Raw genomic sequence first — 22,340 nt, 5'->3', positions numbered from 1 at the left:
CTTGAGCTTTTGCGCGTTGCCGGGTTGTAGCGCATTGGGGTGATCGCGCCGACTCTTGTACCATTGGCCGCATCGAGATGCGGCAAGAGGACAATGCCGTAACGCCAATGGGGCCGATCGCGCTACGTTGTGGGCCTACCCGAGCTGGGCATGGGACAGTGCCGCCTGTGACGATGGTGCCGCGAACACCGCATCGGCCGGCCGCTATTTCGGCAACAGCTTCGGGCCGCACGATATGCTTGGGAATGTCTGGGGGGGTCGAGAATTGTTACCATGACAGCTACTCCGTTGGGCTTGGCGACGGCTCAGCGCAGTTGGCGGGGGATTGTAGCTCGCGCACTCTGCGTGATGGCCCCTGTCTGAGCAATCCGCCCTTCCTACGATCGACCGCGCGTGGTTGGGGTCCTCAGGCAAAGCGCTACAGCGATATCGGCTTCCGCGTCGCGGAATGAGCGTGAAATCGGGATGCGGACCGGCTTATACTCGGGGTTGTTGCCGCATAGACGATACGGAGGACGAGCCATGTACCGCCCGCACGGCGTTATTCCTGCGACATTGTTGGCCTTCGACGAGGACTACGCTATCGACGAGGTAAGCTCGCGCAAGCATTTGCGCGATTGCGCGCTAATTTCTGGCGTCACGGCGGCGACTGTCAACGGCCATGCTTCCGAGGTGCATGCTTGCTCCTTTGATGAGCAGAAGCGCATCTTGGATTTCTCGCTAGACGAGGTCGGCGACAAAGTGCCGCTGATCAATGGCGTCTATGCCGATGGTAGCCACGAGGCGGCGCGCATTGCGAAGATGGCTGAGCAGGCGGGTGCCTCCTGCTTGCTGGTTTTTCCGCCCAATTCTATGAGCATGGGCGGGCAGCTGCGCCCTGAGATGGCGCAAGCCCATTTTGAGACTATCGCGGCGGCCACCGATTTGCCGATGATACTGTTCCAATATCCGGCGGCGAGCGGGCTTGGCTATCCCTTCGAGACGTTGCTTTCGCTGCTGGATAGGATCACCAGCATCGTCGCCATTAAGGATTGGTGCTCCGAACCCATGCTGCACGAGAAGCACAGCCGAACTCTGCCCGATCTACCGAGGCCGGTGACCGTGCTGACGACGCATAGCGCTTGGCTGATGAGTTCACTGACCATGGGGGCGGGTGGGCTATTGTCGGGCGCGGGAAGTGTCATCGCCGATCTGCAGGTGGCGCTGTTCGAGGCGGTGCAGGCGAAGGATTTGGCGTGTGCGCAGGCCATCAATGATCGCATCTACCCGATGGTACAGGCCTTCTATGCGCCGCCCTTCCTCGACATGCACAATCGCATGAAGGAATGTCTGGTGCTGCTCGGCCGGCTCGACAAGGCGGTGGTGCGGCCGCCGCTGATGAAGTTGCCGGCAGACGAGATCGCCCGCCTGCAAGCGGCCCTCGGCGAGGCCGGTATCGGCAGGGAAGGGGCTTTAGCAGAAGCCGCCGAGTGAGCAATCTGTTCAGCCCGGGGCAGATCGGGCCGCTGAACCTACCCAATCGGATCGTCATGCCGTCCATGACGACGCGCAGCGCCAGCGCTGACGGCGAGGTCACGGAATCTACCATTGCTTATTTTCGTGCTCGCGCGCGCGGCGGTGTGGGCCTTATCACCGTGGAGATGGCCTCTCCTGAGGCGGTGGGGCGTCACCGTCATCGTGAGCTTGGCATCTATCATGATTGCTATCTGCCGGGTCTGCAGCGGTTGACCGCGGCGATCAAGGCCGAGGGTGCGTGTGCGGCCATCCAGCTCGGTCACGGCGGCGGGCATACGCGGGTCGATATTTGCGGTGAGACACCAATCGCACCCTCAGCCGTGCCCCATGACGTCTTCGAAGGCACCATGGAGACCATCGTCCCGAAAGCGATGAGCCTGGGTCGGATAAAGGAGACTACGGCGGCCTTCGTTGCCGCCGCCGAGCGCGCCCGTATCGCCGGCTTCGACGCAGTAGAGATACACGCCGCGCATGGTTATCTGATCTCGCAATTTCTCTGTCCCGCCGAGAATTTCCGCGACGATGCCTATGGCGGCAGCCTCGAGAACCGCGCACGCTTCGGTCTCGATATTCTCGCGCATATTAAATCGGCGGTCCCGGACCTGGCCCTAATCTATCGTTTGACGGTTGAAGACTTTTTCTCACACGGCATGCCCCTTAGTGACGGCATACAGGTTGCTAAATGGGCAGCCGCCCGTGGCGCCGACGCTATTCACGTTACCGCCGGGCACTACCGCTCCGAGCCACCGAGCATAATGATCCCGCCCATGGCCATGGCGGAGGCCACCTTTCTCGATTTCGCGACGCAAGTAAAAGCACGGATCGCTGTGCCGGTTATTGCAGTGGCGCGGCTCGGCGATCCGGAACTCGCCAAGGCGGCAATATCCGAGGGCAAGGCGAACTTCGTTGCCCTCGGTCGGCCCCTGCTTGCAGATCCTGACTGGCCGCGCAAGGTGCGCGCCGGGGAGCCCGTGCGCCGCTGTCTCTCCTGCAATTCCTGCGTTGATAGCATGCGCGGTGGGGCGCCGCTATCCTGCATCGTCAATCCCGCCATGGGGCGCGAAAGCGAACTAGAGGGCGTTAGTATATCACCGCACAATGAGCGCATTGCCGTGGTTGGTGGCGGCCCGGCTGGACTGACCTACGCGTCCCTGGTGTCGGAGGGCAACACCGTCACCGTCTTCGAGCGCGACAGCCGGCTCGGCGGCGCCTTGCGGTTGGCGGCAAAGGCTCCGTTGTTTCAAGAAGTTGAATCAGCCGAAGATGTCTTTGATACCTATATCGGCTCTCTTGTTAATATTTGCTGTGCTAATGGCGTCGATTTTCACCTTGGTGCCGATCCCTTCACTGAAACAGACATTCTAGATGGCTTCGATCGCATCGTTCTGGCCACCGGTGCGCGCTATCGCTTGGCGCCGGTACGGCTGGCGATGTCACTTGCCCGCTGGCCCGTTTTGCGGAGGCTATTCTCACGTGATGATGTGCGTGACTGGCTCTACTACCGTGCCCGCATCGCCACAGGCGAGAGCCTGCAGCGACGATTGGGCAAGGAGATCACAGTAATCGGAGATGCCGCCGCGCCAGGCAAGGCCAGCGCGGCGGTCGCCAGTGCCTACTCGGCGGCGTTCTCGACTAGAGCGTCGTAGGTGTGCATGTGGGCGCTGTCGCCGTAGCCAACATGACATTCAAGGCAGGCGGTCGAGTCGTTTTTCTTGATTTCACCAGACGGTGTGAAAAGGCCGAAATCCCAATCACGGTTACGCAGCTCGTCGTCATAGGCCTCACCCCAGCCGGCCTGGCTTTCCATCACGGCGATGGCCGCAAGCTCTCCTGGAATTAGGGCATCGTTGGTATCGCGGAAGACCACCTCGTTGGCGTTCCTCTGCGGCTTATAGATTTCCATCACGATCTGCGAGCCCTTTGGTAGGGTACCGCTGCCCTCGGCCGCCTTTGCCGCCACGGGGTTGGCAAATATGATCGCATACTGCTTTCCGTTGGCGCGCTCGCCAGCATAGTACTGCACAAAGTTGTCCCGATAGTCGTTCGGAAAAGTGATCCGTTCGGGGCCGGCTAACGCCGCGGTGGTGATGCCCGCCGCGGTGATAATGGCAATCAAGAATCTCGTCATCATGGCCATGTTCTTGTTCTCCCTGTTTGAGGCTATGGGCCGGGCGCGATAATCGTCGACAGCAACGCGACAGCCAAGCTTAATCAGGCGGGAATATTAGAAACTTTCACCCACTGGCGTTGATCGGGGCTTTGCAGAGCGCATTCAGCAAGCTAGACACCCTTGGCGCTCGCCAGTAGATCCCAAGGGAAGGGAAAATCTTCCATGAAGTGACGCACGAACGGCTGTCACCGGATCTTGAAGGTGCTTGCGAAGGTGCCGTTGTCGGGCACGAACTGTCAATCCGAATGGAAGTCGTGGCGCTTGTTGGGATCGGGGTTAAGGAGGCGGTGCGTTGTTGAGGTTAGCAGCCCTACAACCCGACGACGGTGCTACCCAGTACGCCGTCGATCTGGATCATTGAGATGTCGTCACGGCGCACGTGGAAGGCTCACGAGGTGGCGACGTGCACGGGCCTTTGTCGATGAGCATCAGCCCGGGATCTCCTGTCAGCCATGGTTGTCCCTCGTTAAAGGGATATCCTGCGCCCTTTGCGCCCGGATTCAAGCAGGGCGTCAATGATGCGGTGTACCTCTAGGACCTCCTCGCCGGTAACGCCAGGGTCACGGTCCTTGTCCAGGGCTTCGAGGAAATCTGTGATCAGCCCGCGATGGGGCTCGTGCGACATCTCAGCCGTGTTGGCACGGAGTCCGCCCTTCGCCGCCGGCTTGCCGGCGATCTCGCTCGTGCCGTCCTGATAGTGCACCTCCAGCCATTCTTCGATAAGAATGGCAGTACCTTTCGTGCCGACGATCTCGATACGGTCGCTGGCGCCTGGATAGAACGCAGTGGTAGCGAGCAGATTTCCCGGCGCACCGTTCGTCAGTACAAGCCCGGCTGCGACAAAATCCTCTGCCTCGAGCTCATGCATCGCGGTTCGTGCGGCAACTGCCGCGACTTCTGCGATGCCTCCGGTGAGACTCTGGAACAGATCGATCAGGTGGATCGCTTGGGTAATCAGAACGCCGCCGCCGTCGCGCGCATAAGTGCCGCGGCCCGGCGCGTCGTAATAGCTCTGCTCACGCCACCATGGCACACTCACCGTAGCCATGCAGATCTCGCCAAGCGCGCCAGCCTCGATTAGCTCACGCGCGCGCAAGCTGGAGTCGCGAAAGCGCCCTTGCACCACCACTCCGAGCTTTACGCCAGCCTTGCGTGTAACCTCGACGACGCGTGCTGCGTCGTCGGTAGTCGTTGCCAGTGGCTTATCCAGTAGGATGTGTTTACCGGCGGCGGCGGCGCGCTCGACCAGGGCAAGGTGTGTATCCGGCGGGGTCACGATGATGAGAGCGGAAACATCGGGGTTCTCAAAAAGCCCGTTGATATCGGTAGTGGTCGGCAGCTCGTACTGGGCCGCGAAGGCGTCACAGCGCTCCTGTGTACGGCTCGCTGCGATCGCGTCCACGCTTTCCGACAGGTCGATAAGACTGCGTGCATGCGCCGGGGCGCCGAATCCGAGTCCGATGAGGCCGATACGCCGTTTCACTTGGGTCTCTCCATGTTTATAACCTCAGGCATGAGCGCTAACGCCAAGTCCGATGTGGCCCCCGCGCGCGATCCGGTGCGCACCCGTGCGCGCATTCTCGATGCGGCTAAGGCCGAGTTCTCTGAGCTTGGCCTGGGTGGTGCGCGGGTTGATGGCATCGCCCTACGGGCGAGTGTCAACAAACGTATGCTCTACCATTATTTCGGCGGCAAGGACGATCTCTTTCTTGCCGTACTCGAGGCAGCCTATGCCGATATTCGTGATGCCGAGAAGGCCTTGAAACTGGAGCATTTGGAACCCGTTGAGGCGATCCGTACCTTGGTCACGTTTACCTGGAATTATTATCTAGAAAATCCGGAGTTTCTGCGTCTGGTTAATAGCGAGAACCTACACAAGGCACGGCATTTGGAGGGTTCTATCGTGATCCGCGACCTGCACGCGCCGTTTGTCGCCATGGTCGGCGATATTCTCTCGCGCGGCGAAACCGACGGCTCGTTCCGCGGCGGTATTGATCCTGTGCAGATTATTATGAGTATTGCGGCGCTGGGATATTATTATTTGACTAATCGATATACCTCTTCGATCCTTTTTGATCGAGACCTGATGGCAGAGAAGGAACTAGATGCGCGTCTCACCCATATCGTCGATACGGTGCTCGGCTATCTGCGGCCCTGAGGCGTAGTTGAACCTGTTCGGACAGGACGGGTTCTCCGGGCGAGTTTTCGGATTAGGCAAATAAGATGCAGTGTGCGAAGCCTATGCTATCGACGATGGTACCACCCTCGATCAATAACGCAGCTGATCTGCGTGTCTGGCCATGATGTTTCCGCTTGCCGGCAGAAAGCTTATCGGGTACTTAAGTAACTAAATAGTTACATTAAGTTGCGGTCGCTGGAACGCTTGAATTCGGCCGTCGGGAGGGGGCCATGCGCGAAACCGACGAACATCGGCAAATACGTGCCACCACGCAGCGCTTCGCCGACGATGTGATCCGTCCCGCGGCGGAATCTCTCGATCAGGAGGAGCGCTTTCCGACCGAGATCTATGCCCAGATGGCGGAGCTTGGCCTGTTTGGTATCACGGCACCAGAAGATGCCGGCGGCATTGGCATGGATGCGCTGGCTTATGCCATCGTCATGGAGGAGTTGTCACGGGGCTATAGCTCGGTCGCCGATCAATGTGGGTTAGTTGAACTGATCGCGACCTTGCTGACGCGCCACGGCACACCAGCGCAGAAGGCAGAGCATCTTGGCTCCGTGCTCGCAGCTGACAAACGCGTTGCCTACTGTATTACCGAAGCGGAGGCGGGCACCGACGTGTCCGGCATCAAGACCCTGGCGAAGCGCGACGGCGACGGCTGGCGGCTCTCCGGCTCAAAGATCTGGATTCATAACGCGCCGGTGGCAGAACTCGGCTTCGTGCTGGCGCGCACCGATCCCGAGGCAGGTAAGCGCGGCATGAGCATCTTCATTGTCGACCTGGCAGAGGAGGGCGTGAGCAGGGGCGTGAAGGAGCACAAGATGGGCCAACGCGCGTCCCAGGTGGGCGCGCTACATTTCGACTCGGTAGCCTTGCCAGGTGATGCCTTGCTTGGCGAAGAGGGTAGGGGCTTTCACATCATGATGAGCGTGCTCGACAAAGGCCGCGTCGGCATTGCCGCCCTTGCCGTGGGCATTGCCCAGGCGGCGCTTGAGGCGGTGCTCGGCTACATGCCGACTCGCAAGCAGTTTGGCCAGCCGATCGCGGATTTCCAGGGTTTGCAATGGATGCTGGCGGACATGGCCAAGGACATCGCCGCCGCACGGCTGCTTACTCACGATGCCGCGGCCCGACTCGAAAGCGGTGACGGTGTCACAATGGCCTGCTCCATGGCCAAGTGTTTCGCCGGTGATGCGGCGGTCCAGCACACTGCCAACGCTGTGCAGATTTTCGGTGGCAGCGGCTATATCCGCGGCTTTGAGGTTGAACGCCTTTACCGCGACGCCAAGATTACGCAAATCTACGAAGGCACCAACCAAATCCAGCGTAGCATCATCGCGCGCGAACTTCTCAGGGGATAAGACAATGGCGAACGGTGATAGCAGACCGGTAGCGCTGGTCACAGGCAGTCAGAGGGGGATCGGCCGTGCCACCGCCGTGGCACTGGCGACGGCGGGCTTTGATATCGCCGCTAACGACCTCGACTATAGCGAGGACTTGGCGGGGACGGTCGGTGCAGTTGAAGCGGCTGGCGGACGGGCAGCGCCTTTCACCACCGACATCGCGGATTTGAGGGCTCATGAGGGGCTACTGAACCGTATCAGCGAGCATTTCGGCCGGCTCGATTGCCTAGTCAACAATGCTGGGGTCTCAGTTCTCGCCCGCGCTGACCTTCTCGATGTCTCGCCGGAAAGCTACGACCGCTGCCTGTCTGTGAATACGCGGGGGCCGTTCTTTCTGACCCAAGCCTTTGCTAAACGTCTGGTTGCCATGCCGGCGGCAGAGGTGGGGGTGCATCGCTCGATCGTTTTCATCACTTCTGTCAATGCTGAAGCGGCCTCTCTCAATCGTGGTGAATATTGCGTCTCCAAGGCGGGCCTGAGCATGGTCTCGCGCCTTTTCGCCCTGCGGCTTGCCGAGTGTGGCGTAGGTGTCTACCAGGTTCGTCCGGGGGTCATAGAAACCGATATGACGGCGCCGGCCAAGGAATCCTACGATAAGGCGATTGCCGAAGGTTTGTCGCCAATTCGCCGCTGGGGTCAGCCCGAGGACGTGGCTGCGGCGGTCGCCACCCTGGCGCAAGGCCTGCTGCCCTTCACTGTCGGTGAAGCTATCCACGTCGACGGCGGTCTGCTACTACCCCGGCTTTAGCGCTACCTTACTCACGCCTCGAAAGTCTACCGAGTTATCGCTTGACTCTTATTCGCGAATGCGACACATTCGCATTAGAAGTAAGGGACATTTGTGAGTAAGAAATGAGCGGCAGCTTGGCCCGCAATCCACCTAACCTCCGCAAGGATGACAATAGATTAAATCTGGGTATCAACTACCAGTTCTGATGCGCCGGTCCTCCCCAAAAACCGGCCTGCCTGGCCGTCGCTGCCGCCGTGCTCTCGGCGCTGACGACGGCCAGTGCGCACGCGGAGGAGGTTTATCTTCCGTCTCTGAGGCGTTTCTCGCCGAGACCTTTCCCGGGGACGTGCCGTAGTCGCGCCCGGTGTGCCAGATAATTTCTGTTTCTGGATATTTGTCTGTCACGTCAACGACCACATCGCCGCAGATATGACCGGTCTATACAGAGTGTTGGGGTAACGTTGCTACGCCAAATCAAACTCGGCCACGTTGCATTGCAGCAGGTATATGCCTGCCACTATGTTTCGTCCGCCGTGATCGGCCAGGGCTGAATCGGATAACGCTCTATCGCGTAAGGCCACCAGAGCAGCCGGCGTGATCGCTTCGATCATCAAGGCCCAATCCGCTACCTCGTCTTCGGTGTCTCGCAAGGCTTTTTCGTCGGTCTCGGTGCGGCTGGCGGCCTCGTCGCCACGCAACAAGTGTGCGCCCATAAAACCAGGCTGGGAGACCAGATTTGGGAATATTTTATCCGTCAACCAACGTGCCAGATTGCTCTCTTTCCCAGCTTCAGGAGATAGCCGAATGGTTAGCATGGCGGCACCTTGGCCGTGGCCAAAGCTCGCGACGATCGCGCAAAGTGTTCGGTTGCTATTGCGAAAACCGGCCAAATTGCGCTTGGTCCAGGGCGTCGGGTCGTTGAGGCGCGCGAGATAGGCTTCGGAGGTCAGCGTGTCGACCGACTCGGTCTCATAATAGGTCAGATATTTCGGCGCACCCGCAACAGCGGCAAAGCGCTTCCCGCGACGAAAGCCGGCAATGCCAACGCGTTCGGGCATGTGCTCGTATGAGTGCCAGTGTAGAAAGTCGGTCTCGTCTCCCTCGAAGTCGTGCCAGAAGACCATCATGCCATTGCCGAGCAGCGCCATCGCTTATTCTCCCATGCTTTTCATTTCCGACCAGTTGGGCTCGGCGTCTGTGGCAAACCTTGTACCGACCAACGAGCCGAACGCAATATCCCCGTCACGAATGGTCAGGGGCACCGTGCTGCTGGCACGATGATAGGGGTTGGGGTGGGCGGCAACGAAGGCGTCTCGTTGGTAAGCAATGGATAGGCCTAGCAAACAGCATCGAGATAGTAGCGAATCAAGGCTAGTGGGTGAACTTAATAAAGTAAATATTTTTATATTAAAACAATTAGTTATTGTAATAGCAGTATATTATTTCTTAAGAAAACATAAGCCTTGTGGGACATCACGATTGACCTTGGATAGGCCGGGCTGTGATTATCTTGATGATGTCCTCATGCAAGAATCGGGTCTCGACGATCTCCAATCCTGCCTCCGGCATATGGTGTTCGGTGTTGCGGTCGAAGCCGGCGCCATAGGCCCAGCGTACCCAGGGCGCCCACAGGCGCATGATGAAGCGCTTCCGCGGGTTGTCAGAATAGCGGTATTCGAGGATGCGGATCTCGCCGCTAGGTTTGCAGATGCGCGCTAGCTCATGCAAGGCCGGCAGCTGCAAAGTCTCGTCGAGCGCGCAGAAGAGAAAGGTGGCGACCACGGCATTGAACGTGTCGTCGGAGAAGCCTGTATCGAGGACGTTTGTCTCGCGAAGTTCCACATCGCCGCCGATACGCGCCAGGCGGCGGGCGGCACGCTCAAGCATGGCGGGGCTTTGGTCGATGCCGGTGACGCGGCTACCGGCGGGATAGAAGGGAATATTACGGCCCGTACCCACGCCAGCATCCAGGATCCTGCCACTGAGGCCCTCGAATAGGTGGTGGCGCAGGGGCTGATAGCGGCTACGTTCGAATGGCAAGTCGAGTAGGTCGTAGAGGCGCGCGATGCGCTGATACTTGTGCTTGGTCATCGTCGTCAGCGAAATTCTGAACTGGCAACGGCAAAACACCGTTGCGGATTGCCAAAATCGGCAATGGCCGTGTGCATGTGGGTAAATTTCCAAAGCAGCGCAAAGCCTATGTTGGCCAGCAAAGCCTTGAATTCAGTGTATTGCGCTGGCACATCGATAGAGATCGGCTGAGTCGCGCTGGAGGGTGTTGCTGCGACAAGGGCTACAACAGAGGCCTCATCGCGTGCCATGACGGGACCAATATGTAAGGTGTGCCGGCCATCGCGGGCCAAGGCTAAGCAGACGCTGTTCTCGAGGCAGATGGCGCGTGTGGGAGGACTTGGGGTGGCCAGACGAGTGGAACACCAGACTCAGCCTGTGCCCTTGATCAAGTCTGCCGCCTTTTCGCCGACCATAATGCTCGGCGCGTTGGTATTGCCGGAGGGCATGGTCGGGAAGATGGAGGCGTCGGCGACGCGCAGGCTCATCATGCCGTGAACCCGGAGTTGGTCGTCGACCACCGCCTCCGCTCCGTGGCCCATGCGGCAGGTGCTTACGGGGTGGAAGCCGGTCTCTGCCTTTTGGCGGATGAAGCTCTCAATCTCGTCGTCGCTGCGAATAGACTCGCCGGGTATCAGTTCCTCGCCGCGGTAGGGGTCCATGGGTTCCGCCTCGACAATGCTCCGCATGATCTTGAAGCCGTCAACCATAGTCTGCCGGTCCACGGCAGCATCGAGAAAATTGAAGCGAATAGCGGGCTGCTCTTGCGCATCGGACGAGCGGATATGGATGGTGCCGACGCTTTGCGGGCGCAGTTGAAAACAGGCGGCGGCCATGCCGGGAAAAGGATGCACCTTGCGCCGCTTGAGGTCACCGACAGAGTAGGGAACGAACTGCATCTGTACGTCGGGCGTTTCGAGCTCAGGTCTGGTCTTTGCCCAGGCCGCCATGCAGGCGGCTGGTAGGCTGAGGAAGCCTCCGCCCGTCGTGGCATATCTGAGTATCTGCCCGAGCATTCTCAGGCCGCGTGCCGTGCCGTTATACGAAGCCTCGGGATCCGTAATCTTCCATTGCGCACGCGAGAGCATATGGTCCTGAAAGTTTTCACCGACGCCGGATAACTCGTGGTTGACTGCGATTCCGTGCCCTTGCAATAGCTCGGGGCGGCCGATGCCTGACAGCTCCAGGATTTGTGGCGAACCGATGGCACCAGCCGAAAGGATAACTTCCTTGGCACAGCGTGCTTCGACGGTGCTGCCTCCCTTTTTATAGGCGATGCCCATGCAACGCTTGCCGTCCAACAGCAGGCTCTGCGTCATAGCCTCGGTCACGATGCGAAGATTAGGGCGACGTTTGGCCGGGCGCAGATAACACGCTGCGGTGCTCATTCGCCGGCCACTCTTTATGGTCGCCTGAACCTTGGCGATACCGTCCTGGTTAGGGCCGTTGTAGTCGAGATTGCGGTGTAGACCAACCGATTCCGCGGCGGCAAACAGACCGTCATAAAGCGGAATGTGGCCCGGAACCTCGGTGATACCGAGGGGCCCGGCGCTGCCGCGCGCCTCGCTATCGCTTCGGTCGTAGCCCTCCATCCGGCGGAATATCTTGGCCACGTCCTGCCAGCTCCAGCCGCGATTGCCGAGTTGAGCCCAGGTATCGTAGTCGAGCGTTTGTCCGCGCACGTAAAGCAGGCCGTTGAGCGAGCTGGAGCCGCCCAGCATTTTGCCACGCGGTACCGGTATGGCGCGGTCGGCGGTGCCCGGCTCAGGCTCTGAGCGATAGCACCAGTTGACGCCGGGCCGATCGATGAACAGCCCGAAGCTTGCCGGCATGCGGGCGTAGGGGTGTTCGGGCTTACCTGCCTCGACGAGCAGGACAGTGGTGCCAGGATCTTCAGAGAGACGATAAGCTAGAGCTGCGCCGGCCGAGCCAGCGCCGACGATAATGTAGTCTGCTTGCATCGCGCCAGTCCTACTCCGCCGCCTGTTCCAGGCCCGTGTCCCGTATCACGTTGTTATCGTTGGCAATCACCACAAGATCCATCACCTTGAAGATGGCGGGTGCTGCCTCGCCGCCCGTGACACGCTCAACCGGCTGGTATTTCTGACGGGAAACATGGTCTGCAAATCGCTTCAGGTTCGCTGCGAGGCCGGTGTCGAACAGGGCTAGGACCGGCGGAAGGACTCCGATCATGCGCATGGGATCGACCATGGTGTTTGCTCCCAAGTTAGCGGTCCAGAAAAGCTCTAACCCGGCATTTCCACAATGACAACCACGATGGCGCATCGGGTTAGGCTTTCTCCATGACAGTTCATTCTCTAAAAATATGCGTGGGCGTCGATAGTACGCCTAACTCGCCGAACTCTATGGGCGCCGGCACGAAAGCATGGCCGCCAATGGCGAAGTTTTACAGCTTCTCCATTGGACCTGAAATTTTCTGCGCCCTGCGGATAGGGTCTATGGCGTCGGCGTTTAAAACGTTTTTCCATCGTGTTCACGTCAGAGATCGCAGAAGCTCAGCCCAGCCCATGCTAGCCGATGCACGGATAGCGTTATCTTGAGGCTGCCGACGCGCTCGCCAACCTCGGATGTGGCTATGCATACCCTAGGGAAGACGCAAGGCTGCGGGAAATGCTTCGCCGAACTGAAAAGCCTATGTTTGGTCTTAATTCTATTACTCAGTACGCGCGGCAAGACGGGACGCTGCGAACATAGTTACAAAGGGCGCAGCGAGCTTAGCCCAAACCTGCGATATTCGAGAAACACGCGCGGCGCGCACCAGAATGTGTGATACCTCACGTGAATCGATTCCCCGCTCTTCTGCGCCAAACGCCGTCGCCTGAGCGTCTGCAAGCGCTTGTGTCACCGAACCACCCAGATATTTTTCCAAGGCCGTTATCGCGTGCCCGCCGCGTTCTCCGAAACTTGATTCTGACCAGCGCAGGATGGCCGCAAGGCTCTCGCCCACGGACAATTCGTTTCGGCATTCTGATAAAAGTTGGCTGTCTGCCCGGGTTCGCCGCGCCGCGTAGGCAAGCATGGTTAACAGGACAAAACCAGCAACAGTAGGTATGGCAATTAGCACCAACGCACCGAGACGTCGCCCACGATGCGCGGCCATGGCCTCTTCGAGCAAGGCGCGGCGCGATGCTTCAGGATCGCGCGGCAGGGGCTCGACCCGCTTGCTCGGAAGCCGCGCGACAGCAGGAACGTCCGTTGCCGCGTCCCAGTAGCGAATCAAGATCGGGCTGATGTAAAGCACATCCTCCGCCTGAAGCCACATTTCCCAAGTTTGCGAAACCTCCGCCACCAGACCCTCCTTGGTAATCCAGGTTTTGGTGTCTTGGGACGCACCGACGACGGCATAGCCTTGGTTTGCAATTTGCTCGATATGCGGCAGTTGGGCAACGCTCACCCCGTGCGCAATGATCGACACATGGCGCTTGATGGTTTCACCAGCGCGGAACGCCTCCGGTTCCGGGGTCCAGCTTTCGCTGATCTCAACCTTATCCGCCACCATCCACCAGCTTGATTGTAGCGTCGGGTCGATGGGATGAATCGGAATATCAAACGCCGGGTTCGAAAGCTCGAACTGTTGATGCTCTCCCTCTGGCGTCGTCACGGTAATGGATATGGAAATCTTAGGTATGGTTAGTATACCACTGGATTCTGCAAACAATGCGAGGTGGGTTTCATAGGCATAGCCCACCTTCTCGTAAACATTGATGGTGCGCGTCTTTGGCGGGAACAGATCGACAACCTTCGCCCCGGTGATCTCTGGCATCACAAAATCTATCGAGGCAAACGGATCGGGAGATGCTAGCAGTACTCGAAGCCGAATTTGACCCTGCACGTGGGCGCCGCCCTGGAGCACGTGACTGGGCTCGACAATGACCCGAAGTTGTGGCACGACGGGAATTGCCACTTGCTGCGCGCGCGTCGTCCCCGCAACAACAATAAAAAGCGCGGTCAGACCGATGATGCCAACCCTTGGAAACATCACGGATTTCCCGCCTGGCGCCGCTCGTGGGCTGTGAAGAGACGGACCCGCAAAACCTTGTCAGGGTCGTCGGTGATCTCGCGAAGAAGAATTTCGGCCGCTTGCGCACTTTCACGCGCCTTCAGTTCCCCTGAGCCGGAACCTTGGCGCAGTGCCCCCTGCATGTCCTCGCCAGGATCACCTACCGCATTCGTGGTCCCGGTGTGTCGGCTTTCCGCTAACTCGCCAAGGTCGCCCGGCTCGTCACTGGTTCCATCAAGGGAGGAATCGCTTGCCTGGCCGGGTCCGTTCCTATCGTTTGACCTGCTTGGTTTCTGTTCCGCCTGGTCAGACAATTGGGCTCCGCTGTCCTGCTGGTTATTATCCCCCTTGCCCTGAAGAAGCGGAGAATCCTCGTTCGGGGGCACCGCCTCGTCCGCCGTCAGTTTGGCGGCAAGCGAGACCAGGTTCAGATTATGCCGCGCGTCGGCATGCTCCGGATCGAGCCGCAACACACGTTCGAAACTAGAAATCGCGGCATTCCAATTCTCAAGCTGCGCAAACGCGGTACCCATGTTGTAGAGTTCGAGAATAGATTCGGGCGGAAAGAACTCGCCGATCGCACGGTCGAAGCGACCAGCGTGATATTCGGCGATGCCCCGCCAGGTGCGGTTCTCAAAAAGAATCAGGGCATCCTCGGGATGGCCGTCTTCGAGAAGCCCGCGCGCTATTTCGTGAGGGGTGGGCGGGTCTTGAATGCGTGGCCAGAGCCACGCCAGACCCGCCGAGATCACCAAGCCGGCGAGAAACAGAAAAATCCGCGCGGTCATTGCGACCGCCTCCTACGGAACTGGGCGAGCCAAAGCAAGACCGACAATCCAAGCACATAGGGTGTGAGATCGTGGATCGCTGCGCGGTCGCCGTCGCGGCGCGCACGATCGATTTGCCGCGCTAAATCCTCAGTCGCAGGACCGAGCCTGTCATAGGTTACAAGTTGAGCTGCGAGATATTGCGAATAGGCATACCAGTCGTCGCGCGCGTCATCATCAGTGACCACCACCCGCGACCAACGAACCGGCATGTATGCGCCTCGAGCTGGGGGCTCGCCGCCCGTGAGCAAGACCACCTGACCTGCTGAAACTCCAGCGCGGGTGAGTACTCCTTCAGCATGGGCCATGATCACCGGCAGCGCCCGCCCTTCAAGCGGCATCACGTCGGGCGCAATCACGTTGAGATAGCGGTTAAGAAAATAACGATCGGTTGTGAGCGGCACGACGTTGAAGGCGTCACCGCTTCCGACCACAATGGCAGTGGGCACATCCGGCAAGGCTTCAATCAAAGTGTTAGCGGCAAACCGTTGGCTGTAAATATCCGCGTCACCGCCCAGGTCGATGGCAATGACCCTGCCGGCGATGTTGGCGAATTCACCTCCGGCCTCCACTTGCCAGGCGGGTCGCGCGATCGCGATGACAAGCAGGGTCCAAAGTGCCAGTAGCACAAAACGGTGCGGCGCCTTTCCCTCCGATGCACCACGGGCCACAATGCCGCGCAGCAGTGGCGTTACCAGCCGTTCCCAATCCCCAGGAAGTCGGGAAAACCTGCTCGCGCCGCGCCGCGTGTGCCAAGTCACCATGGCCACGGCGGGAAGCAGCAAAAGCAGCGCGAGGGGGTGAATTAGAATCATGCCTCACGCATTCCTAAAAACGATAGTCCGGTAAGAATAAGTAATGCGACCCCGACCGGAACTATGGTCCAGTCATGGATATAGTGTTCGGTATCACCCTCGAATGCGGAGGGTTCCACGGTATCGATTTCAGCGGTGATTTCGGCAAGGGCGGTCGCGGAGCTTGCGACGTAGAAGGTGCCGCCGGTTACATCTGCCATGGTGCGGAGGATCGCAGCGCCATCGGCGTCGAGCTTCGCAGACATACCGATGGTGTGGATGCGGAGGTTGTGAGATGCCGCGAGACGCGCAGCATCGAGACCTGTGAGGTCACCGGTATTGTCTTCCCCGTCGGATAGGATCACCAACACGCGGGTCGCGCTTTTCTGGTCACGAAGCATTTGAACCGTTAACCCGACCACGCGGCCAAGATCAGTTCGATGACCGGGAAGGCCGATAATTAACTCGTCGAGCAGCTCCGCCACCGCCTCTGTGTCGAAGGTGAGAGGTGCGATCATGAATGCCTCATGGCCGAACGCCATCAAGCCCACTCTGTCTCCACGCCGATCAGCGATAAATCTTCCTATCAAATCCCGAACCACCTGATAGCGTGGCATGGGTTGTCCCTCGATCAACATGTCACTTTCGTCCATACTCGACGAGAGATCGATAGCGATGACCAGGTCCCGTCCGGTTGGGCGCTCCAAAATGGCGCCACGGGTGAAGGGGCCGGCGAAGGCAGCTAAAACAGCGACCCAGCCAAGCGCACGTAGCCAGTGTATCAGACCAGATTCGCTAACTGCGCCGCGCCCGTCGGCGGTGAGTCCAAAGAGCAATGCGCGCACCCCCTCGGGTACCAAAAGCACGGCTCGCGCCGGTACTGGTGGCAGGAACCGCCAAGCCAAGAGCGGCAACGGCAAAAGCAGAATGATCCAGGGGCGCACGAACTCGATCATCGCCGGCTCGTTCGTCTTACATGCTCGGAGAGAATGGAAACGTCCTCGTCGGCTACGGTTTCCGGTGCGCGATACGCCGCGTCGGGCAGGGGATCGCGGTAGCCGCTGGCGCGCGTCACGGCGAGCGCGAGATCAAGCAAGCGCCGCCAACGCCGGTCCGTATTATCTAACGCCTCGATCTCGCGTAACCGTGAGCGGGCCTCGCGGCGCCAGGCGCCACGGCGCCACAGCGCGACCACGAACATCACTGCGCAAATTAGCGCGTATGTCAGCAGGGGCCACGAGGCGATCGCAAATCCAAATTCGAACCCTGCCCCCGGTGGTAGGTGAACGTCACGGAGCTGGGTGATGATTTCGTCGCGAGTCATCGCCCGTTCCCCTCCGATAAGAGCGTGGCACCGATAATCTCAACGATGTGGATGCCGGACTGGCGCAGGGAACGCCGGAGGTCGGTGCGCAGCGTTTCCGCCACGTCGTGTTGCCGGGAGATGCCAGAACGCGGCACCACTACGCTGGCGCGAGCGTCATCGCTGGCAACGCGTATGGGATAGCGCCCGGCAGAAATCGGGTTGTCATATATGGGGTCTTCGACGATCACGGCGCGGATCGTGCGGCTCCCTGCAAGCTGACGCGCGACGGACTTGATTGTGTCGAGCGGCCCACCGAAATCACTGATCACGGTGATTTCGTCCCCCTTGCGAAGTACCGCCGCGGCGCGATCGATCGCGGCGGCAAGGGCGTCATTGTCCGGCATGGCGGAGTCTTGGTCATCAGCGCTCATGGTGGCGTAGCGCGCCACTAAGTGATCGAGTACGCGAATGACTTGACCGCGTCCGCGGCGAGGCTCGATCGTCTCTCGCTCTGGCACGACTGAAAGGCCGATTGGCTCTTGGAGGTTGAACGCCTCCCAAGCGAGTTCGGCGGCAACGAGGGCAGCGGTCTTTGCCATGGGGTGGGTGTCCGTTGCAAACCCCATTGGCGGTCGAAAATCAACCACCAGAATTCTTGCGAGGTGAGATTCTGCAACAAACCGCTTCATTTGCGCGCGTCCCGTGCGCGCGGTAGCGCGCCAATCCATGAAGCGAAGGTCGTCGCCAATCACGTAAGGGCCAATGCTATCTAAGTCGACACCTTGCGCGCGGCGTCGACTAGGGCGCATCCCGGAGGGAAACCGTTGCCCCGGCGCCAGGTGTCCGCGATGGCGGCGCCCCTGCGCCGGGATAAGCTCGCCAAGCGTCAAGGCGGAGGGATTGGTTCGGTGTTGTGATCGCGCCCGGCTTATCACCGTTCGAGCCGTTTAGACGACGGGGACGCGTTCGAGCAGCGCGTCGATAATCTCGCCGGGCTCCACCCCTTCTGCCTCGGCGCGGTAGCTCAAACCGATACGGTGGCGCAATACGTCGGGCGCGAGGTCAACAACGTCCTCGGGCACAACATAATCACGCCCAACCAGCCAGGCCCGTGCTTGCGACGCGCGCACAAGGCAAATAGAACCACGCGGGCTTACCGGATGCGACAAATGCTCACCCACGCCTTCCAATGGTTCGGGGTCACCGCGCGTGCCGGCGACCAGGCGCACCACATAATCCCGCACCGGCTCGGAAACGTGAACCGCAAGAACCTCGCTCCGCGCCTCGGCGAGTTCGCTCTTGGCAATCAAGCGCTCGGGCGCCGGGAAGCCGTCCGTCGCAGCCTCACGCATAGCAAGATCGAGAATGTTCCGCTCAGTGTCGCTCAAGGGATAGTCCACCACTACATGCAGAAGAAACCGGTCAAGCTGCGCCTGGGGCAACTCCCAGGTGCCTTCATGCTCGATGGGATTCTGGGTGGCGATAACGAAGAAAGGTTGCTCAAGGAGGTGACTTGTCTTGCCAGTGGTTATCTGCCGTTCCTCCATCGCTTCTAGCAACGCAGATTGAACCTTCGCGGGCGCACGGTTGATTTCGTCGGCAAGGATAAAGTTTCCGAAAAGCGGACCGGTCTGAAAATTGAAACGGTGCTCCCGCTGATCATAGATCATCGACCCGGTGAGGTCGGATGGAAGTAAGTCGGGGGTAAACTGAATGCGGTGGAAAATTCCTTCGACCGAGTTGGCGAGTAGTCTCGCCACGCGCGTCTTCGCGAGTCCTGGTGCGCCCTCAAGCAAAACGTGACCGTCGGAAAGCAGTGCAATCATTAGGTTAAGCACTGTTCGTGATTGCCCGACCATGCCGCCCTCAAGATACTTTCGAAGCGTGGCAAAGGTTTGCTGCTGCTCGCTAGGGTGCACACCTCCCTCGTGGCTCGTTTCCTGATCCATCACGTTTGAGTGATCCTGACCCGCGTATTGTCGCCGACAGTGTTATTTCTGAACGGTTTCGAGAAAGGTGAAAACCTTCCACAAGGCCTCCTCTTCGAGGATCTCTTTCCATGGCGGCATGCCCTTATCGGGTCTGCCATTCATGGCCGTAGTCAGAAAAATCTGAGTAATATTCTCTCTGTAGCGCAAGGTAAGGCGCCGAAGATCACGCGGACGCTCGCCTTGTGCCGCATTGGGGCCATGGCAATGGGAACAATGAATGTTGAACAGTGTCCTCCCCTCGGAAATGATTTTCTCATCCCCCGAGAAGGGGTTGACCGGAGGCGTTTCGGCATCCGCCATTGCCGCTCCGGTAAGGCAAAGAGTCACGGCTAGCGCTGTAGCAAATTTTGATAATGTCTTCATGTCTTTGGCGTTTGTTGGCTTGTGGATATCGGTCGCCCGAGAGCATAAGGCACCAAGGCTCATTGCAAAAGCAAAAGCGGGAGCCGAACCGGATTGGTCCGGACCCCCGCGATTATATGCGGTAGCGGGCCGGTCAGCGTCCGGCGCGCGCGATGCGCGCCGGACTATGCCGATTAGCTACCAAACTCAGGATTACGCTGATCAGCCACCAAGCTCAAAGGTGATCAGAGTGCCACCTGGAGGTGATGCGTCAATCACGCGCTGACCCAGATCGCCAAAGAACGACGGCGGACCCACAAGGCGGCCTGTGACAATCGAAACATACTGCTTGCCACCCAACTCGTAGGTGACCGGTGGGGCGCTGATACCAGAGTCAGCTTTGAAGCTCCAAAGTATGTTTCCGCTGGAGGCATCGACGGCCTTTAGGATACCAGCCTGATTGCCATAGAACAGCAACCCACCGGCGGTGGTCAAAGCGCCGCCAAGGAAAGGAAGCTCTTCCTTGATGCTCCACACCAGCTTTTGGTTCACCGGATCCCAAGCCTTGTACTCGCCCAACGCGTTTTCCATGCCAGGTGTTGCGATCGCAAGATCGAACTCCTGGGCCAAGTAGAAGGAACCTTTGACGAACTCTTGCTCGCGATTGACCATGTCCATGCACAGATTAAAGGTCGGCACGTACACTAGTCCGGTTTGCTCGCTGTAGGACATGGGCATCCAGTTCTTGCCACCGATAAGGTTGGGGCAAATGCCGCGCGCCCATTTGTCGAGCTGAGGCCGGAATTCCATTGTCGGGTTCTCCACCGGCCGTCCGGTTTCTTTGTCGACCTTCGATGCCCAGTTGATGTACGAGAGCGGCTCGGCCGAAACCAGATCACCATTCGCGCGATTCATAACGTAAAAGAACCCGTTGCGATCAGCTTTGAGCAACGCAGGAACGTTGCCGCCGCCAATATTAAGGTCCACTAGAACCGCTTCGTTCACGCCGTCATAATCCCACACGTCATGCGGGGTCATCTGATAGGCCCAAACGAGTTTGCCGGTGTCGGGATCGAGCGCCAGCTGTGACGCGCTGCCCTCGTTGGTGTATTGCCCGATGTCAGACGAGTCGTTACCACGGTTTTGACCGCCCCAAGGGGCAGCATTGGAGGTGCCGAAGTAAATCAGGTTGAGATCGGCGTCGTAGGAGCCATACAACCAAGCCGTGCCGCCGCCAGTCTGCCACGAGTCACCCTTCCAGGTGTCGTTACCAGGCTCGCCCGGACCGGGAATGGTGTAAGTGCGCCAGATCAGTTCGCCCGTGGCCTGGTCATAGGCCTGGATCGAACCGCGCACGCCATACTCGCCACCGGAATGGCCGGTGATCACTTTGTCTCCGACGATGATGGGCGGAGAAGTCAGCGAGAAACCGTCTGCATAGGGACGGACCTCAGTCTGCCATTGTTGCTCGCCGGTTTTGGCGTCTAGGGCAACCAGCATGGCGTCGAGACGGCCGAAGAAGATGCGTCCGTTCGCGTAGGCCACACCGCGGTTGGCCTCACCGCAGCAGACGACGGAATGATAGTCGGATGGCATATCGGGCTGATGCGCCCAAAGAGTGTCGCCCGTCGCGGCATCTATCGCGAAGACGTAGGCCGGTCCCGAAGACGTGCTGAGATACATGACACCATCGATGATCAAGGGTGCCGTTTCCTGGGAAAGCACGCTTCCCATGGAATGCATCCACGCAACTTTCAAATTAGTGACATTCCCGGTGTTGACCTGATCCAAGGTACTGTACCGAGTATTTGCCGAGTCGCCGCCGAACACCGTCCATTCCTTGCCGGCTCCCGCGTGCGCGGAAGAAGCCGCAAGCGATACAGCAACCGCCAACGCTAAGCCTGGGACGCCAAGTCGACCTCCCTTAAAATTTGTAGAAACCTTCATTGGATTCCTCCCAACAGTTAACACCACCTCTTAGGCTAGTTGCGTGTCACAGAGAAAGTTGAATGTCAACGACGGTGGGTGACAGAGAGAGTTTGTGTCAGGCAACGAGTAAGGTCTCGGCCCTAAATAATTGACTAAAATCTATAAAAATAATTCTGTCTACCGTTTGATCCCATCATCTGTAGGCATAATAGCTTTGCATTATAAAAGTACGAAATATCATTTGTTTCAAAGTATTATAGCTAAATTATCATGTTAAAAGAAAGGCTGGCGGATGGGGTGGGATTCGAACCCACGAGACGCTTGCACGTCTGCCGGTTTTCAAGACCGGTGCCTTCAACCACTCGGCCACCCATCCGAATGTATCAGGAGATAGCACAGGCGCTGGCTTTGGGCGATGCTCTCTAATATTTACTCTCTAATGCCTATTTTGCATTGGCCAGACCTATGAGCCCATTTGTTGGTGCTGATGGACATGATGATCGAGGGCTGATCGAGAAGGACCACGGCGAACGCGCCTTGGCTGACCTGGGAGGCGATCTCATCGAGCTGTCACTGCACGGCCTCGCTGTTCTAGCGGGGTAGAAACACGGCCACGCCGACATCGCGTGTGAGGCTCAGCGAGGCTGCCAAGGGTGCCCCCGCCGGCGGTCGAAAGTTCGTCCTGTCGGTCCGATCCGATTGCCAACTACAACGAGTGCGTGGATGAAGGCGAGTACTGACCCGACTAGACGCACACAAAGGTGGCGCTCTACTCATGGCCCTTTGGTGCAGAGGGTGAATTGCGTCATTCAAACAACATACCGTTTTGGCCCCGCTTGTTTGCGGGGCCTATTTTTTCGTGAAGACAATCGGGAAATAAGGTGAGTGAACTTACGTCTGGGGTCACAAAATATACGGCCTCATGATTGATTCCTCTCCAATTCCTAATGATAAGACATGGAATAACTCAGTGGGGGAGGACCAATTGCTTAGAGGAAGTCACCGGACTGAGAAAGGGTTCGCGTATCGCCTGACATGCACTAGGTTTTAGGCTCGACTT

General features: G+C 58.8%; 22 protein-coding genes and 1 tRNA gene. 6 read left to right on the top strand and 17 right to left on the bottom strand.

Features of this window, described 5'->3' with window-relative positions; translation table 11 throughout:
- The first annotated feature begins 522 nt into the window (after positions 1 to 522).
- A complete protein-coding gene (locus QF629_01805) occupies positions 523 to 1,473 on the top strand; it encodes a dihydrodipicolinate synthase family protein (GenBank protein ID MDP6012270.1) in 951 nt (316 codons plus the stop codon).
- Positions 1,470 to 3,161: an NAD(P)-binding protein gene (locus tag QF629_01800; protein ID MDP6012269.1), complete on the top strand. Its 1,692-nt coding sequence runs from the start codon at positions 1,470 to 1,472 to the stop codon at positions 3,159 to 3,161. Before QF629_01805 ends, QF629_01800 begins: the two co-directional genes overlap by 4 nt.
- On the opposite strand, the gene QF629_01795 is transcribed toward QF629_01800, so the two are convergent.
- Positions 3,128 to 3,646, bottom strand: coding sequence for a cytochrome P460 family protein (locus tag QF629_01795; protein ID MDP6012268.1), 519 nt, complete (start codon positions 3,644 to 3,646; stop codon positions 3,128 to 3,130). The two genes, QF629_01800 and QF629_01795, sit on opposite strands and share 34 nt — an antisense overlap.
- A 505-nt stretch (positions 3,647 to 4,151) precedes the next feature.
- Positions 4,152 to 5,168, bottom strand: a complete 1,017-nt coding sequence (locus QF629_01790; GenBank protein ID MDP6012267.1) for a Gfo/Idh/MocA family oxidoreductase — start codon at positions 5,166 to 5,168, stop codon at positions 4,152 to 4,154.
- A 12-nt stretch (positions 5,169 to 5,180) separates the two neighbouring features.
- Here QF629_01790 and QF629_01785 point away from each other — a divergent pair, with 12 nt between their 5' ends.
- The 3 genes from QF629_01785 (at position 5,181) to QF629_01775 (ending at position 8,018) form a co-directional block, all read left to right on the top strand.
- The gene (locus QF629_01785; GenBank protein ID MDP6012266.1) at positions 5,181 to 5,843 is read left to right on the top strand and encodes a TetR/AcrR family transcriptional regulator; all 663 of its coding nucleotides are present in this window, start codon (positions 5,181 to 5,183) and stop codon (positions 5,841 to 5,843) included.
- A gap of 251 nt (positions 5,844 to 6,094) precedes the next feature.
- Positions 6,095 to 7,228 (top strand): acyl-CoA dehydrogenase family protein, encoded by a 1,134-nt coding sequence (locus QF629_01780; protein ID MDP6012265.1) that lies wholly within the window; start codon positions 6,095 to 6,097, stop codon positions 7,226 to 7,228.
- 4 nt (positions 7,229 to 7,232) lie between these two features.
- Entirely contained in the window at positions 7,233 to 8,018 is a 786-nt protein-coding gene (locus QF629_01775; GenBank protein MDP6012264.1) for a 3-ketoacyl-ACP reductase, read from the top strand.
- Positions 8,019 to 8,464: 446 nt separating this feature from the next.
- On the opposite strand, the gene QF629_01770 is transcribed toward QF629_01775, so the two are convergent.
- The 15 genes from QF629_01770 to QF629_01700 form a co-directional block, all read right to left on the bottom strand.
- On the bottom strand, positions 8,465 to 9,148 hold the full coding sequence (locus tag QF629_01770) for a hypothetical protein (GenBank protein MDP6012263.1): 684 nt from the start codon (positions 9,146 to 9,148) through the stop codon (positions 8,465 to 8,467).
- A gap of 325 nt (positions 9,149 to 9,473) precedes the next feature.
- Positions 9,474 to 10,091 (bottom strand): class I SAM-dependent methyltransferase, encoded by a 618-nt coding sequence (locus QF629_01765; GenBank protein ID MDP6012262.1) that lies wholly within the window; start codon positions 10,089 to 10,091, stop codon positions 9,474 to 9,476.
- Between the two features lie 5 nt (positions 10,092 to 10,096).
- On the bottom strand, positions 10,097 to 10,363 hold the full coding sequence (locus QF629_01760) for a hypothetical protein (GenBank protein ID MDP6012261.1): 267 nt from the start codon (positions 10,361 to 10,363) through the stop codon (positions 10,097 to 10,099).
- 78 nt (positions 10,364 to 10,441) lie between these two features.
- Positions 10,442 to 12,031, bottom strand: coding sequence for a GMC family oxidoreductase N-terminal domain-containing protein (locus QF629_01755; GenBank protein MDP6012260.1), 1,590 nt, complete (start codon positions 12,029 to 12,031; stop codon positions 10,442 to 10,444).
- Between the two features lie 10 nt (positions 12,032 to 12,041).
- Positions 12,042 to 12,281 (bottom strand): hypothetical protein, encoded by a 240-nt coding sequence (locus QF629_01750; protein ID MDP6012259.1) that lies wholly within the window; start codon positions 12,279 to 12,281, stop codon positions 12,042 to 12,044.
- Positions 12,282 to 12,744: 463 nt separating this feature from the next.
- A complete protein-coding gene (locus QF629_01745; GenBank protein MDP6012258.1) occupies positions 12,745 to 14,070 on the bottom strand; it encodes a hypothetical protein in 1,326 nt (441 codons plus the stop codon).
- Entirely contained in the window at positions 14,070 to 14,879 is an 810-nt protein-coding gene (locus QF629_01740) for a tetratricopeptide repeat protein (GenBank protein ID MDP6012257.1), read from the bottom strand. The genes QF629_01745 and QF629_01740 overlap by 1 nt, the downstream gene beginning before the upstream one ends.
- A complete protein-coding gene (locus tag QF629_01735; GenBank protein ID MDP6012256.1) occupies positions 14,876 to 15,733 on the bottom strand; it encodes a hypothetical protein in 858 nt (285 codons plus the stop codon). The genes QF629_01740 and QF629_01735 overlap by 4 nt, the downstream gene beginning before the upstream one ends.
- Positions 15,730 to 16,668: a VWA domain-containing protein gene (locus QF629_01730; GenBank protein ID MDP6012255.1), complete on the bottom strand. Its 939-nt coding sequence runs from the start codon at positions 16,666 to 16,668 to the stop codon at positions 15,730 to 15,732. The genes QF629_01735 and QF629_01730 overlap by 4 nt, the downstream gene beginning before the upstream one ends.
- Complete coding sequence (locus QF629_01725) at positions 16,665 to 17,036, bottom strand: DUF4381 family protein (GenBank protein ID MDP6012254.1); 372 nt, start codon at positions 17,034 to 17,036, stop codon at positions 16,665 to 16,667. Before QF629_01725 ends, QF629_01730 begins: the two co-directional genes overlap by 4 nt.
- A complete protein-coding gene (locus QF629_01720) occupies positions 17,033 to 17,827 on the bottom strand; it encodes a DUF58 domain-containing protein (GenBank protein ID MDP6012253.1) in 795 nt (264 codons plus the stop codon). The genes QF629_01725 and QF629_01720 overlap by 4 nt, the downstream gene beginning before the upstream one ends.
- A 138-nt stretch (positions 17,828 to 17,965) precedes the next feature.
- Positions 17,966 to 18,970 carry a MoxR family ATPase gene (locus tag QF629_01715; GenBank protein MDP6012252.1) on the bottom strand — a complete coding sequence of 335 codons (1,005 nt, stop codon included), beginning with the start codon at positions 18,968 to 18,970 and terminating at the stop codon, positions 17,966 to 17,968.
- A gap of 39 nt (positions 18,971 to 19,009) precedes the next feature.
- The gene (locus tag QF629_01710; protein MDP6012251.1) at positions 19,010 to 19,309 is read right to left on the bottom strand and encodes a c-type cytochrome; all 300 of its coding nucleotides are present in this window, start codon (positions 19,307 to 19,309) and stop codon (positions 19,010 to 19,012) included.
- A 264-nt stretch (positions 19,310 to 19,573) separates the two neighbouring features.
- Positions 19,574 to 21,298, bottom strand: coding sequence for a PQQ-dependent dehydrogenase, methanol/ethanol family (locus QF629_01705; protein MDP6012250.1), 1,725 nt, complete (start codon positions 21,296 to 21,298; stop codon positions 19,574 to 19,576).
- A 268-nt stretch (positions 21,299 to 21,566) separates the two neighbouring features.
- A tRNA-Ser gene (locus QF629_01700) sits at positions 21,567 to 21,656 on the bottom strand.
- Positions 21,657 to 21,745: 89 nt separating this feature from the next.
- Between QF629_01700 and QF629_01695 the strand changes: the two genes are divergently transcribed.
- Positions 21,746 to 21,883 carry a hypothetical protein gene (locus QF629_01695; protein ID MDP6012249.1) on the top strand — a complete coding sequence of 46 codons (138 nt, stop codon included), beginning with the start codon at positions 21,746 to 21,748 and terminating at the stop codon, positions 21,881 to 21,883.
- Positions 21,884 to 22,340: the final 457 nt, after the last annotated feature.

Source organism: Alphaproteobacteria bacterium, assembly GCA_030739735.1.
GTDB lineage: Bacteria > Pseudomonadota > Alphaproteobacteria > UBA7887 > UBA7887 > UBA7887.
This window is presented reverse-complemented; position numbering and strand designations above follow the sequence as displayed.